The organism is Hahella chejuensis KCTC 2396 (assembly GCF_000012985.1).
Classification (GTDB): Bacteria; Pseudomonadota; Gammaproteobacteria; order Pseudomonadales; family Oleiphilaceae; genus Hahella; species Hahella chejuensis.
In genome coordinates, this window is sequence record NC_007645.1 from 1,284,303 (window position 1) to 1,298,551 (window position 14,249).

12 protein-coding genes are annotated in these 14,249 nt (G+C 54.5%); 7 read left to right on the forward strand and 5 right to left on the reverse strand.

The annotated features are described in order from the left end of the window. Nucleotides 1-41 precede the first annotated feature (41 nt). The 4 genes from pdhR (at nt 42) to HCH_RS05725 (ending at nt 6,299) form a co-directional block, all read left to right on the forward strand. Entirely contained in the window at nt 42-809 is a 768-nt protein-coding gene (gene pdhR / locus HCH_RS05710) for a pyruvate dehydrogenase complex transcriptional repressor PdhR (RefSeq protein WP_011395212.1), read from the forward strand. Between the two features lie 151 nt (nt 810-960). After that, nucleotides 961-3,615, forward strand: coding sequence for a pyruvate dehydrogenase (acetyl-transferring), homodimeric type (gene aceE, locus HCH_RS05715; RefSeq protein ID WP_011395213.1), 2,655 nt, complete (start codon nt 961-963; stop codon nt 3,613-3,615). Nucleotides 3,616-3,630: 15 nt separating this feature from the next. Next, entirely contained in the window at nt 3,631-5,265 is a 1,635-nt protein-coding gene (gene aceF, locus HCH_RS05720; RefSeq protein ID WP_011395214.1) for a dihydrolipoyllysine-residue acetyltransferase, read from the forward strand. Between the two features lie 320 nt (nt 5,266-5,585). Next, on the forward strand, nt 5,586-6,299 hold the full coding sequence (locus tag HCH_RS05725; RefSeq protein ID WP_011395215.1) for a tetratricopeptide repeat protein: 714 nt from the start codon (nt 5,586-5,588) through the stop codon (nt 6,297-6,299). Between the two features lie 3 nt (nt 6,300-6,302). Here the strand turns inward: HCH_RS05725 and HCH_RS05730 are convergent, their stop codons facing one another. Beyond that, complete coding sequence (locus tag HCH_RS05730) at nt 6,303-7,217, reverse strand: transporter substrate-binding domain-containing protein (RefSeq protein ID WP_011395216.1); 915 nt, start codon at nt 7,215-7,217, stop codon at nt 6,303-6,305. A 362-nt stretch (nt 7,218-7,579) separates the two neighbouring features. Here HCH_RS05730 and HCH_RS05735 point away from each other — a divergent pair, with 362 nt between their 5' ends. Next, nucleotides 7,580-7,840, forward strand: a complete 261-nt coding sequence (locus HCH_RS05735; RefSeq protein WP_041598446.1) for a hypothetical protein — start codon at nt 7,580-7,582, stop codon at nt 7,838-7,840. A 145-nt stretch (nt 7,841-7,985) separates the two neighbouring features. Here the strand turns inward: HCH_RS05735 and HCH_RS05740 are convergent, their stop codons facing one another. Next, nucleotides 7,986-8,798, reverse strand: coding sequence for a hypothetical protein (locus HCH_RS05740; RefSeq protein WP_011395219.1), 813 nt, complete (start codon nt 8,796-8,798; stop codon nt 7,986-7,988). 142 nt (nt 8,799-8,940) lie between these two features. Then, on the reverse strand, nt 8,941-9,867 hold the full coding sequence (locus HCH_RS05745; RefSeq protein ID WP_011395220.1) for a DMT family transporter: 927 nt from the start codon (nt 9,865-9,867) through the stop codon (nt 8,941-8,943). A 175-nt stretch (nt 9,868-10,042) separates the two neighbouring features. On the opposite strand from HCH_RS05745, the gene HCH_RS05750 reads away from it, so the two are divergent. Then, a complete protein-coding gene (locus HCH_RS05750) occupies nt 10,043-10,921 on the forward strand; it encodes an AraC family transcriptional regulator (RefSeq protein WP_011395222.1) in 879 nt (292 codons plus the stop codon). A gap of 8 nt (nt 10,922-10,929) precedes the next feature. Here HCH_RS05750 and HCH_RS05755 read toward each other — a convergent pair whose 3' ends face one another. Then, nucleotides 10,930-11,814, reverse strand: a complete 885-nt coding sequence (locus HCH_RS05755; protein WP_011395223.1) for an SDR family oxidoreductase — start codon at nt 11,812-11,814, stop codon at nt 10,930-10,932. A gap of 165 nt (nt 11,815-11,979) precedes the next feature. Between HCH_RS05755 and HCH_RS05760 the strand changes: the two genes are divergently transcribed. Then, on the forward strand, nt 11,980-12,897 hold the full coding sequence (locus HCH_RS05760; protein ID WP_011395224.1) for a LysR family transcriptional regulator: 918 nt from the start codon (nt 11,980-11,982) through the stop codon (nt 12,895-12,897). On the opposite strand, the gene HCH_RS05765 is transcribed toward HCH_RS05760, so the two are convergent. Further along, nucleotides 12,894-13,895, reverse strand: a complete 1,002-nt coding sequence (locus HCH_RS05765; RefSeq protein WP_011395225.1) for a DUF4124 domain-containing protein — start codon at nt 13,893-13,895, stop codon at nt 12,894-12,896. The genes HCH_RS05760 and HCH_RS05765 overlap by 4 nt on opposite strands. Nucleotides 13,896-14,249: the final 354 nt, after the last annotated feature.

The window sequence follows — 14,249 nt, forward strand, 5'->3', positions numbered from 1 at the left end:
GCGTCTGTCTGGAGCCATAACACCGTTTCGGTGACATTTTAATGCCTGTAATGAAGCCCCTCAAACAACCCAAGTTGTCGGACGTGATCGTCGACAGCCTGGAGCAGATGATATTGGAAGGCAGCCTGAAACCAGGTCAGCGGTTGCCTCCCGAGCGGGCGTTGGCGGTGCAGTTTGAAGTATCCAGGCCCTCTGTGCGAGAGGCTATCCAGAAACTGGAGGCCAAAGGGCTGGTGGTGAGGCGTCAGGGCGGGGGCAATTTTGTGTCCCAGGAACTGGGCGCCAGTTACACCGAGCCGTTGTTCGCCCTGATCGGGCAGCATCCGGAAGCGCAGTATGACCTGTTGGAGTTCCGTCACGCGCTGGAAGGCGTGGCCGCTTACTACGCCGCGATTCGCGGGACGGGGGCGGATCGCAAAATTATTGAAAAACGCTACAATGACTGGCTGAACTATCACGAACAACGCGTCTCTGATCTAGAGGCGAAAGCGGATGCGGAGTTTCATCTGTCCATCGCGGAAGCCGCTCATAATGTGGTGTTGCTTCATACTATGCGCGCATTGTTCACCTTGTTGAAACAGAATATTGTTAGCAACCTACATTACCTCTACGAAGAAGAGGCGATGCGGCTGAAAATAAAAGAGCAACACTTTCGCCTGAAAGAAGCCGTACTGGCGAGAGATCCGAACGCCGCGCGAGCCGCGGCTCACGAGCATCTCGCTTATGTGGAAGAAATCGTATTGGAAAAAGGCAAGGCCGATTCCAGAAACATGCGCTCCCTGCGGCGCCTGCAAAATCTGGATGAATAAAAAAATCCTGCCGCGCGACTACTTTTTAAAAGATCCAGATGTGGGTCGATGGGGACTCCGGAACATTTTTTATGGTGCGTTGGCGCTCACAAGGCGTCGGCGCGTCCGGTAACACAATTACAATCAATCTAGCTCTACAGGAGTAACCTCTATGCATGATGATGCCGATCCTATTGAAACCCAGGAGTGGTTGGATTCAATGGAATCCGTCCTGGATGCCGAAGGCGTCGAGCGTGCAACCTACCTGCTGACACGGTTGGCGGAGCGGGCGACGCGCGACGGGACGCAATTGCCTTATTCCATTACGACACCCTATCGCAACACTATTCCGCATACTAAAGAAGCGCGTATGCCTGGCGACCTGTTCATGGAGCGCCGCATTCGTTCATTGGTGCGCTGGAACGCTCTGGCGATGGTGCTGCGTGCGAACAAGAAGCCTGGCGAGTTGGGCGGACACTTGTCCTCGTTCTCTTCCATCGCCACTCTGTACGATGTGGGCTTCAACTATTTCTTCCACGCTGGCGACGACAAGCGCGAAGGCGATTTGATCTACTTCCAGGGTCACACTTCCCCTGGCGTATACGCCCGTTCTTTCCTGGAAGGCCGCTTCTCTGAAGAGCAGATGGACAACTACCGCAGCGAAGTTGACGGTAACGGTCTGTCCTCTTATCCGCACCCATGGCTGATGCCTGATTACTGGCAGTTCCCGACGGTATCTATGGGTCTGGGCCCGATTCAGGCGATCTACCAGGCGCACGTGATGAAGTACCTGCACAGCCGTGAGCTGACCAATATGGAAGGCCGCAAAGTGTGGTGTTTCGTTGGCGACGGCGAGTGCGACGAGCCTGAAACTCTGGGGGCCATCGGTTTGGCCGGCCGTGAAAAGCTGGACAACCTGATCTTCGTCATCAACTGTAACCTGCAGCGCCTGGACGGACCGGTGCGCGGCAACGGCAAGATTATCCAGGAACTGGAAGGCATCTTCCGCGGCGCGGGCTGGAACGTATTGAAAGTCGTCTGGGGACGCCTGTGGGACCCTCTGTTCGAAAAAGACGACCACGGTCTTATGCAGAAGCGTATGGACGAAGCGGTCGACGGCGAAATGCAGAACTTCAAATCCAATGGCGGCGCTTACACTCGTAAGCACTTCTTTGGTAAGTACCCGGAACTGCAGAAAATGGTTGAGAACATGTCCGACGAGGACATTTACAAGCTCAACCGCGGCGGTCACGACCCCTACAAAGTGTATGCCGCCTATCATAATGCGGTGAACCACAAAGGTCAGCCGACTGTTATTCTGGCGCATACCGTGAAGGGTTATGGTTTCGGCGAGCAGGGCGAAGCCCAGAACACCACGCACCAGTTGAAGAAACTGGATATGGAGACAGTTAAGAAATTCCGCGATCGTTTCGGCGTGCCGATCTCCGACGACGAGATCGAGAACCTGCCTTACTACCGTCCGGCGCCGGATTCTCCTGAAGCGCTGTACATGAAGAAAATGCGTGAAAGCCTGGGCGGCTTCCTGCCCAAGCGCCGCAAAGACTGCCAGCCGCTGCAGATTCCAGGGCTGGATGCATTCGACGCAGTATTGAAAGGCAGCGACGGTCGCGAAATCTCCACCACCATGGCGTTTGTGCGCGTGCTCAATGCCTTGGTCAAGGACAAGCAGATCGGCGGTCGCGTTGTTCCGATCGTCCCTGACGAAGCCCGTACCTTCGGTATGGAGGGCATGTTCCGTCAGTTGGGTATTTATACTTCCGAAGGTCAGAAGTATGTGCCGAATGATCGCAATCAGATCATGTACTACAAGGAAGACAAGCAAGGTCAGATCCTTGAGGAAGGCATCAACGAGGCGGGCGCCATGTCCGCGTGGATTGCTGCGGCGACATCCTACAGCACTAACGATTACCCGTTGATCCCGTTCTACATTTACTACTCCATGTTCGGCTTCCAGCGCGTTGGCGACTTGGCCTGGGCGGCTGGCGATATGCGCGCGCGCGGCTTCCTGTTGGGCGGCACCGCTGGCCGCACTACGCTGAACGGGGAAGGTTTGCAGCATCAGGATGGCCACAGCCACATTATTTCAGCGACTATCCCGAACTGCGTTTCCTATGATCCGACTTACGGTTACGAAGTTGCGGTTATCGTTCGCGACGGTCTGCGTCGTATGTATGGCGAAAACGAAAACGTCTACTACTACCTGACGCTGATGAACGAGAACTATGAGCATCCCGCCATGCCCGAAGGCGCCGAAGAAGGCATCCTGAAAGGGATGTACCTGTTCGAAGAAGGCGCGAAAGACGGCAAGGCGCGCGTTCAGTTGCTGGGTTGCGGCGCTATCTTCAACGAAGTGCGCGCAGCGGCGAAACTGCTGAAAGACGATTTCAGCATCGACAGCGACATCTGGTCCGTCACCAGCTTCACCGAGCTGGCTCGCGAAGGCCATCACGTCCGTCGCTGGAACATGCTGCATCCAGAAGAGCCGCGTCGCGAGAGCTACGTGAAGCAGTGTCTGAAAGATCGCGAAGGTCCGGTGATCGCTTCTACCGATTACATGCGTCTGTTCGCCGATCAGGTGCGTCAGTTCATTCCGCAGCAGACCGTACACGTGCTGGGTACAGACGGGTTTGGCCGCAGCGACACTCGCGAGAAGCTGAGACGTCATTTCGAAGTCGACCGTTACTACGTTGCGGTGGCTGCGCTGGATTGTCTGGCTCGCGAAGACAAGATCGAACGTTCTGTGGTGACTGAAGCGATCCGCAAATACGGCATTGATCCTAACAAACCGAACCCAATCTACGCCTGATAGAAGGAGACTGACGTGAGTAATATCGAAGTCAAAGTTCCTGACATCGGCGGAGCATCCGATGTTGAGGTTATTGAGGTCTGCGTGAAGCCCGGCGACGAGGTGAATGCGGAAGATTCACTGATTGTCCTGGAATCCGATAAGGCCACTATGGATATCCCTTCTCCTCAGGCGGGTAAAATCGCCGAGTTGAAGATCAAGGTGGGAGATAAAGTATCCGAAGGCGATCTGATTCTTTTGATGGCGGGCGAAGGCGCTGCGGAAGCATCTGAGCCAGCGCCGGCGCAGGAAGAGAAATCAGCCCCGGCCCCGGCGCAAGAACCCGAGCCGGCTGCGCCTGCGGCGGCTCCAGCCGCATCCGGCGGCGTACAGACGATTCCTGTGCCGGATATCGGCGGCGCCGAAGGCGTAACGGTTATCGAAATTTCCGTGAAGGAAGGCGACACCGTTAAGGTCGACGACTCTATTCTGGTGCTGGAATCAGATAAGGCGACGATGGAAGTGCCATCGCCTTTCGCCGGCGTTATCAAGAAGTTGCTGATCAAAGCCAATGACTCGGTCAGCGAAGGCGACGCCATTGCGGAAATCGAGGTAGAGGGCGCCGCACCTGCGGCGGCTCCGGCTGAGCAAGCCCCTGCGCCTTCCAAGGCGTCTGCGGAGCCAGCTAAAGCGGCTCCAGCTTCAGCGCCCGTCAGTGCGCCGGCGCAGCAAGAGTCCGCTCCAGCGACGTCCGGCAAAGTGCATGCTGGTCCTGCTGTGCGTCGTTTGGCGCGTGAGTTCGGCGTTGACCTGGCCATGGTCAAAGGCTCTGGTCCGAAAGGCCGTATCCTGAAGCAGGACCTGCAGACCTTCGTCAAGAACGGAATGCAGCAGCTTAAGGCTGGCGCTGCTGGCGGCGTAGTCAGCTCTGGCGTTGGCTTGCCGACGGTGAAACTGCCTGACTTCTCGCAATTCGGACAGATTGATCGTCTGCCGATGAGCAAGATCCATCAGGTGACCGCTGATAATATGGCGCGCAACTGGTTGGTGGTTCCTCATGTCACGCAGTTTGACGATGCGGACATCACCGATTTGGAGGACTTCCGCAAGGCGCAGAAGGCGGCTGGGGAGAAGAAAGGCGTCAAGCTGACGCCGCTGCCCTTCCTGCTGAAGGCGTGCGCCTATGCGCTGGAAACTTATCCGCAGTTCAACGTGTCGTTGGATATGGATAAGAAAGAAGTCATTCAGAAGCATTACATCAACATCGGCGTGGCGGTGGACACCCCCGCAGGCCTGGTGGTGCCGGTTATCCGCGACGTCAACAAGAAGAGTCTGTGGGAACTGGCGCAGGAGTGTGCGGATATGGCGGCCAAGGCCAAAGATCGTAAGCTCAAGCCAAACGAAATGCAGGGCGGCTGCTTCACTATCTCCAGCCTGGGCAGTTTGGGCGGCACAGCGTTCACGCCTATCGTGAATACGCCTGAAGTGGCGATTCTGGGCGTGTCCAAAGCGCAGATGAAGCCAGTATATGAGAACGGCGGCTTTGTTCCCCGTTTGATGCTGCCGTTGAGCTTATCCTACGACCACCGCGCCATTAACGGCGCCGACGCTGCGCGTTTCACCTCTTTGCTGGGTGAACTGCTGGGCGACATCCGTAAGTTGTTGCTGTAATCGTTATAACGCCAACTGAGTAAAAAAGGCCGGGATATCCCGGCCTTTCTGCATTCCCCCATTGTCTTTCTACTGCGGGCCTCTTCCCTTTACTTTTCATTGAGCAATCCATCACAGCTTTAAGGTCTGTACGGAATTTCGCTTGTTCTGGCGAAACGGCTTTGCTAGTTTTTTCTGATCGTCGGCTGTGCGCGTCTATATTAAGGTGGACTAGGGCTGGCGTAGCGTTGGGCGTTATCGAACAAGAAGTATAAAATTGCGTCACTTTGCATTGTTGTCGACGAGGCAAGAGTGACTAGGTCGTTTCCCGGGGATAAGACATGGTCAGACGAATCTTTAAGCTAATCACCACAGCGCTTGCTGTCGTACTGCTTTCCACTCAGGCGGCGTTCGCCGTTACTATGACGGAAGTGGCTGAGGCTATTAAAAAGAACGACATGGATAAAGCGTTCGATGGTCTGCAGGTGTTGGCGAACCAAAAGCACCCTGACGCTCAATTCCTGCTGGCGATGATGTACGAGAAAGGTCGCGGTACGGAAGCAAATCTGGAGAAGGCGGCGGAATGGTATAAAGCCGCCGCGGAGCAGGGACACCCCTCAGCGCAGAACAACTTGGCGCAGCTCTATAATCAGGGGCGCGGCGTGCCTCAGGACTATAAAGAGGCGGTAAAGTGGTTCTCCAAAGCCGCTGGCTCCGGCAACGCCACTGCGCAGTACAACCTGGCTTTGCGATACGCCAAAGGCGAGGGCGTGGAGAAAAATTTGAGTAAGGCGTTTGAGCTGTACCGCAGCTCCGCCGAACAGAACAACGTATTCGGCCAGTTTAATCTGGCGTACTCCTACGCCACTGGCGAAGGCACTGATAAAAACATGGTGGAGGCGTTGCGCTGGGCTATGTTGAGCGCTGAGAAGAAGTTTCCCCGCGCCATTCAGTTCGTTTCTTTCCTGGGTTCAAAGATGTCTCAGGAAGAGATCTCCAAAGCAGAAGCGCTCGCCAATGAGTGGCGTAAAGATAAAGGGATTGGCGCTCAGTAAAAATCAGTTCCCGTCGTTAGCGTCAGCGCTGCCAGCGCTTGCCGCATTACCCGAATCGTTGCGCGGCAATGGGTTGGCGTACCATAATCTTGGGTTATTCAAAGGCGTATCAGCAGGTAGCAAGGGATTCTGCAGATCAATGATGGTGCGCTCCTGTAAGCGAGCCTGTGCAATCGCTCCCATATAAAACTCATTGAACAGGCTGGTGAAATCGCCGTTTTCCATCATTTCTTCCAACCCCTCTTTAATCGCCCGGTACAGGCCTGGGTTTTTGCGGCTGACAAAGTAATACACCGCCGCAGGATAACGAATCAACAAACGCGGCTCCGCCCGCAGGTTGGAGTAAGTCTGCAGCTCCGGCCAGATTTCAATCAATGCCCGGGGAAAGGCGTCAACCCGCTCCATTTCAACCATTTTGAACATGGAGTGGTAATTGGCGTTACTCTCTACAATCAAGCCGTTGTGTAGAAATATTTCCAAGTCAGGCCAATCGTGTCCTTGCACAAAGGTGACTCCCCGTAATTCCTTGATTGAGGAGATATTAGAAAACCTCCGAACATTATTGGGGTGGATGATGCAGATTCGCCAGCCAATCAGGCCTTTGTATATGGGGATGCGTATGGGGGACAGTTCTCTCTCTCGTTCATTGCTGGTCATCGCCCACAATACATGAACGCCCTGGTTATTACGGATCAGGTTAATGGCGCGCCCTTGTAGAATGATTTCCTCGCTGGACTGCAGTTTAATATCTGCGTCGCTGGACTTGAGAGCGAGCTCCAGCAAGCGAACAGGGTACTCGTTACGCTCATCGAACTGGGTGTGGGAGCGGGCGTAGATGGCGATCTCCTGCGCCAACAACCAGTTTGGCGTCAGCAACCAGAACAGGACGCCAAACAAGACAACCCTTTGTAATCTCACTCCGCTGACCTCTCTGTGGAAATCGCCGCACTCACTCAAAAAGTGTAGTTAATGATGAGATATTGTCGTCATTCATTATCTGTTACAGCGATGTGCATGGCTGTCCGAAAGCGCAGATCTGTTTATCAGTTTCCTGATTTCAGTTAGGCGTATTACACTTCTCTGCATAAGTCTTGGCGGACAATGACGCGCGAAAAAGCCGGGTTTGCTGACTCAGCGAGGCGTGCGCTATCAGAGCGCACAAGGTGGGATTGGTCGTGTGGCTAAACTTGTTCAGGGTGCGAACTAAAACCGTGAAGCCATTAATTGCCGCGATAATAATGCAGTCTCTCTGCATCCACTGGGCCTGGGGGCAAGACGCGATGGAATTGTCTTTACGTTACGGCGAAACCCTTCGCTATAAGGGGATGGAGTTTGAGGTGGCGTATATTATCGACACGCTGAGAGCGGATAAACGCGTATCGGAGTACTTGATTGGCCTGAATATTAATGATGGCGCTGAGCCTGAGCTGATCGAGTTATCCTCGGAAGAACCTACCTATTGGCGTGAATACCTACTGCAATACAGCTATGCCGACCGAGAGCATGTCAGGTTTCATATCATGTCTGAGCTATCGCGATAATTCGTGCGTCGCCAATCCCCCAACGAGGTTTTCAGTCAAACTGCTGAACGTGATGAACCTGCGGCGGTGGTGCTGACGGGGGCTCTACGCCTTGACGTAGAAACGATGCCGTCGACAGAAGAGACAACAGAGGGAAGCGAAAACGCTATCCCTCGTTTTTGGAAAAGTAATGCAGGTTGGTCACAGTGCTGTCCACCGCCAAGCGTCGAACCTCCTCCATCTGCTTGGTGTAAAGAGGGGAGCCTTGCTTGAGTTCCTCTTCATTCATCCGCAATTCTCTTTTTAGACGGCGCTTGCGCTTTTGCAGTTGCTCCATCTCCGCTGGCGGCAAGCCCAGTTTGTCGTCAAACGCTTCATAAGCGCGAATGGTTTCATAAGCGCGCTTATACTCTTTTTGGTTTTCCAGTAGTGCGGAGAGCTCATTGACCGGGAAAATCACCCGACGCCAATGGTCCGCTAGCGGGTTTTCAAAATGCAGATCGATAATGTCGTTGATGGCGTCCTGGTAAAAGGCCAGCGCGATGCTGGGCTGGCGTCTGCTGAAGTGCGCCGCCTCGGTAATTTTGTAAGAAATTTCATTGTTCCGTTGGATAATGGGATCAATCAGACTCCAGTCCAGCCCATCTGGACGCACCTCTATCAGGGCGGTTTTCAACTGGCCTTTCTTGGCGGGCAGAAAGGACAAGCCAGGACGATTGATTATCGTGGCGCGCGCCTTGCCGCCTGCCTGTAAGTATCTGGCGATCAGCGTATTGCAGATCTGCCCCAAACGGATTCCAGAGTCCAGACGCACTTCCAGCACATCGGAGCCTGCGCTGGCTTCCAGAGCGCGCTTGAACAAAACTTTCTGGCCTTTGCGCCAATCAGCGTCAGGGTTATCGATGACGACTGACAGCGTCAGCTTATCTTCGACCCGAAAAGGGTCTACCGCCGAAGGCGGGGTATGGGTTGTATTCATTGCGGCGATCCTGCGAATTGTTCCGAATTGTTATTATTTTGTCAGTAAATGTTGGATCGCAGATCATACAATGAACTTATTTAAATTCGAATCATTTTTAACGCGCGGCGATTAATTCTGTGAACGCCGCCAACCCTTGTCATCAGGGGCTGTGCGGGTTGGCGGCGACTCCGCCGCGGGCGCGCCAGAATTTACGGATTTTGTCGACGGAGCCCTGCAAAATGAGATTGCCCGACAACACCAGGACCAGCCCAGCGATATTCATTCCATCCCACTCGTACCCCTCATAAACGGAAGACAGGCTTAGTGCGACCACAGGAAATAATACGGTGGCGTAAGCGGCATTGTTGGCGCCGATGCGCGAGACCAGCATCAGGTAAGCGGTGAACCCCACGATGGTTCCTGGAATGGCCAGATAGAGCAGGCTGTAAAGATACTCCGGCCGCTCATCCCACACGATGGGCGTGTCGGAAACCCAGATGAGCGTCAAGAGAATCGCGGCGCCATATAGCATAGCGAAGGCGTTGCTGGTCAAAGGCGTCAGTCCCTGACGGCTGTGCCGCACGCTGATCATATTGCCGAGAGAGAAGAAATAAGCGCCAACAGCCGCCAGTCCCAGACCAACCAGCGCTTCCGTAGACAGTGAGTTAACGCCCAGCTCGCGCCAGAACAACAGGGTCAGTCCCAATACGCCGACGGCGCCCGCCACATAAACGCGTCCAGCAGGTTTTTCCTTCCATATCAGCCAGCTATTAAAGGCGTTGTAGAGAGTTGCTGCTGAAAAAACGACGGAAATGACGCCGCTCGCCACATATTGAGCGGCGTTGTAAAAACAGATGAAGTTCAGGGAAAACAGGCAGGCGCCCTGCAGCAGAAAGAACAGGTGATCCACCGTGCGTGTGGGCTGTAATCGGCGGCATAGCAGCAGGATTGGCAATAGCAGGCTTCCCGCCAGCGCAAAACGAAAGAAAACCGAGGTTAGCACCGGTGTTGAGCCCAATTGAAAATGAATAGCGATCCAGGTGGTTCCCCAGATGAGGACGGTGGTCAAATAGAGCAGGGCGTTCATAGATGCGTTCCATCATGCATGACATTGATGCGCGAAAGCTTAAAAAATGCCCAGGGGTGACGTCTTTTCTGAAATTGCTCTTTTTGCACAATCTTGCGCATTTCTGGCTGCGGCCGGCTTGCCTGAAAACCGGTGACCGGTTAATTTCTGGGTTAATCCCACTTGTCGTCATGATATGCGTAAGTCTTTCACCAACAGCGTTGATCTCACTTTGAGTCGTTCGTCCGCAATACGGCTGGATTATCTGCGTCTGAATGAAGATCTGGCGCTGGCGCGATGGGCGAACCGGCAGGACAGGGTGCGTTATGAGATGGTGGGACATCATACGCTGAGCATTTACTTGCGCGGCGGGACGGAAACCTGTCGTATCGATGCGCCCGAGCGTTGCGGTGGCCCTGGGAAAATCTGTTTGATGCCTGCGGAGCATGACTCTACTTGGCAAGTCAGTGGCCCGCTGGAGTTTGCTCACCTTTACTTTTCAGAGGCGAGCTTCAAGCAGATGGCTCTGAGTCTGTGGGATATGGACCCGCGCAGGGTGGAGCTGCCTGACCTGGCCTACGCGGATGATCCTGAGCTGGTCCGGTTGGGGCGTCTCGCCGCATTGCAACCCGAGGGACTGATGGGCGCGGATAATCTGTCGTTGCAGCAAATCAGTTACGAGATGATGGCGCACGTGCTGAGCCGTTATGCCGTGTTTCGAAAGCCTGAAGCTGCCTATAGAGGCGGATTGGCGCCGGCGACGAAAAGAAAAGTGCTGGAATATATACAGGCGCATTTTGGCGAAGATCTGTCGCTGGAGCGCCTGGCTTTGGTGGCGGGGCTCAGCCCTTTCCACTTCGCCCGGATGTTTAAAGTCACTATGGCGGAGGCGCCGCATCAATATCTACGCCGACTGCGCATTAACGCGGCAAAAGAGCTGTTAGGAAAAGGCATGGATCTGTCGGAAGCGGCTTTGATATGCGGATTCGCCAATCAAAGCCACTTTACGCGGGCGTTCAAACAGGTGGCGGGCGTGACGCCTGGGAGCTATCGTCGCCAGACGAGGCTCCCATGAGTCATGGCTTATGCGAAAGACTTGATATAGTCGCGCACAGACTGTGGTTTGCGCCCCAGGATACGTTCAATATCGCCGGATACCGCCGCATACTCGTTCTGTTTGGTGGCGGCGAAAATACCCAGCAACGCCTCCACCATGAATGGCGGTAAGCCGACTGACAGCAGTATTTCACCAAATCCCGCCGGCTCCGCCTCAATAACCGTTACTTGCGCGCCCCGTGCTTCGCTCAGAATGTCTGCGACATCATACAGACTCAGCGCCTCTGGACCGGTCAACTCGTAAGTGTGTCCTTCGTGTCCTGACTCCAGCAACACGGCGGCGATGGCGTCTGCGATATCTTCATGAGTAATGTAGGCCACTTTGCCGGCGGCGCCAGGTTGCGCCAACTGATTGGTTTCTTTCGAGTGCGCCAGGCCGGAACTCAGATTGGCGACATATTGGTTGTTGCGCAGGATGCTGTACTGCAACCCGGATTCTTTCAGATACTGTTCTGTGTCCTCATGAATGCGGGCGAAAGTGAACGGACTCTCTGCGGTCGGGTTGACGAAGCTGGTATAAACCACGCGTTTGACTCCCGCTTTCCTGGCGGCGTCGATGGCGTTGCGGTGTTGACGAATACGCACATCCACTGGGGCGTCGCCGGAGATGATCAGCACGGTGTCGGCGCCGGTGAAAGCGGTTAGCAACGTCTCTGGCTGGTCGAAGTCCGCTTTGACTATTTCATTGCCCGGCGCAGCCAGCGCGGCGATTTTTTCTGGTGAGCGCGCGGAAAAGGTCAGCTGGTCCGCGTCGCCAGCGCGTTCAATCAGAGCTTTTGCGACCAGCGAGCCCAGGCGGCCGCTGGCGCCGGTGATAACGATTTTGCGAGTGGAAGGAATCGGTGTGTTCATAGTCTGGACCTCATAAAGTCTGTTGCTAAGCGAAAGCCGGTTTGGCTAAAAGATGGACACACTATAATTTTCTTTATGCGTCCAATAAATGCAGTAAAATGACCTTCTTTGTTGCCCAGATTGAACAAATAAAATTTCCGTTCACGTACCGGGGAGGCGCTGAAGATGGATAGACTGACGGCTATGCAAGTGTTCGCTGAGGTCGCGGCCCGCAAAAGTTTTACTGCGGCGGCGGATAATCTGGATATGTCGCGGGCGATGACCACTCGTTATGTGAATGAGCTTGAAAGCTGGCTGGGCGCGCGCCTGCTAAACCGTTCGACCCGGCGCATCTCTTTGACTGAAGCGGGAGAAGCCTGTCTGTTGCGCTGTCGGCAGATTCTGGACCTGACCGATGACGTGGAAGCCGTCGCTGGTAAACGGGAGACTGAGCCCTATGGGCTGATCCGAATCACGACAAGCGTCGCCTTTGGACAAGTACATTTGGCGCCGGTGGTGGCGGAATACCTCAAGCGTTACCCCAAGACCAGGGTGGACATGCAGCTGCTTGATCGCAGCGTCAATCTGATTGAAGAGCGTATTGATCTGGCCATACGCACCACGAACGATCTCGACCCCAACCTGATCGCCCGCAAACTGACGGACTGTCGCTCCGCGATCTGCGCCTCACCGCAGTATCTAAAGGAGCGGGGCGCTCCCAAAACGCCGAGGGAGTTGTCGGAGCACAACTGTCTGACTTATTCGCACTTCGGTAAAAGCCAGTGGCGCTTTACCCATAAGAAAACCGGCGCAGTCGAAGCCGCTGAAGTGACGGGTAATCTTAGCGCCAACGAAGTGTTGGCGTTGACCAATGCCTGTATCGCGGGCGCAGGGATCGCTATGCTGCCGACCTATATGGTGGCGGACTATGTAAGACGAGGAGAATTAAGCGCCTTATTAACTGACTGGGAGGCTTTGCGACTGGGCATGTTCGGCGTTTATCAGTCCCGCAAGCACATGCCCGCAACCTTGCGCACGCTGCTGGACTTTTTGGTGGAGCGCTTTGGCGATGCGCCGCCGTGGAACGACGACATACTGGGCTAGCGGTAGCGTCGCCAGGACTTCAGTGAGCAGCTGATATCTTTGCGGAAGCTATGGCGGCCAGCGCCTGGAAGTTTGTCTAACACTGACTGCAAGGCCTCGTCGGTGAGTTCATTCTTTTTCTGCTCGACTTTTTCCATAAGCAGATCGCGAGCGAAACGGCCGCCGCTGGCGTTGGTCCCTCCGATTTTCAAACGCTCTTCCTCTGAAACTGGACGATACTTGATCAAAGTGTCCAACTCATCGCAGTCGACATTTTTGTCCTTCTCGCACTTTTCCGGCGCATTGAGCAGCCAGTCTCTAACGACGCCGCAGCTTTCTCTGTAATCCTGTTGGCATTGCGTCTCCAAGGCCAGTTCATCGCAATAGAAACCGCTGTGTCGCAGACAGCGCCAGTCTTTGTCGGAGACATTGGCGCGCAGTGGCAGTGAGCGCCCGAGATCCCGCACGCCCACCACAGGCGGGCGCCAATCAATAACAAAGCGCGCGGTATCGCAGCGATCCGTCGTACATTGCTTCTGTAAGGCGCAGACTTTCCAGAGATAAATTTCCTCGCAGGGCTTGCCGAATCTGAGCTTGCAGACACGGGTGTCTTCTTCGCTGAAGCAGTCGCCGTTGACGTCATCGCACAATATATCCTCGGTCTGCTTGGATTCCTGTGCGCTCGCGACGGGGCGTGTTGAGTTTGCGCTGGGGGGATTTCCTGGCTCAGGTTCTGACGGACGGTTTTTGTAACGCTCTTTCGCCTCATCCGACAGCAATCTGACGCCGTCAATGGCGGAGGTGGGGGTAATGACTTGGGCGTCGCTGTCGGTGGGGATGGTGTCCGAGTAGTGTACAGTGCCTTTGGCGTCGGTCCATTTATAGATCTCCGCCCAGCTGCCGGTGGAAAACGTAAACAAGATGAAGGACATGAACAACGTCAATAAATGCGCCACTGATTGGGGAGGGGGCTGCTGGCGTCGGGAGAATTCCAACGCAGTTTGAAGTGAACGGCGCATAAAAACAGTCCTGTGCGACGGCTACTGGCTGATCTATTAAGCTACGGAATTATAAGCTTTCTTTGTTGAATAAATAATAGCAAATGCCATGTCTTGTCTGGTCATAAACATCCGCTATATGAGGGCTCTGTGCTGTGAAAACATAGTCTAACCCGTGCTTGAAGCCCGCCGATATATTCTCTAAATTGGTAGCTCAGTTATTAATAAATAAGCCTCGGCTATGTCACGAGGCTGTCGGACTTTCCTTCACCGCCTGAGAAACCTCAAAGCGGACACTATTGTCGGTATAGAGGTGAGGTTTGCGTCAACGGACCTAACGCGTCGGTTTGATGTCCATCATGAAAGCAGACGCCC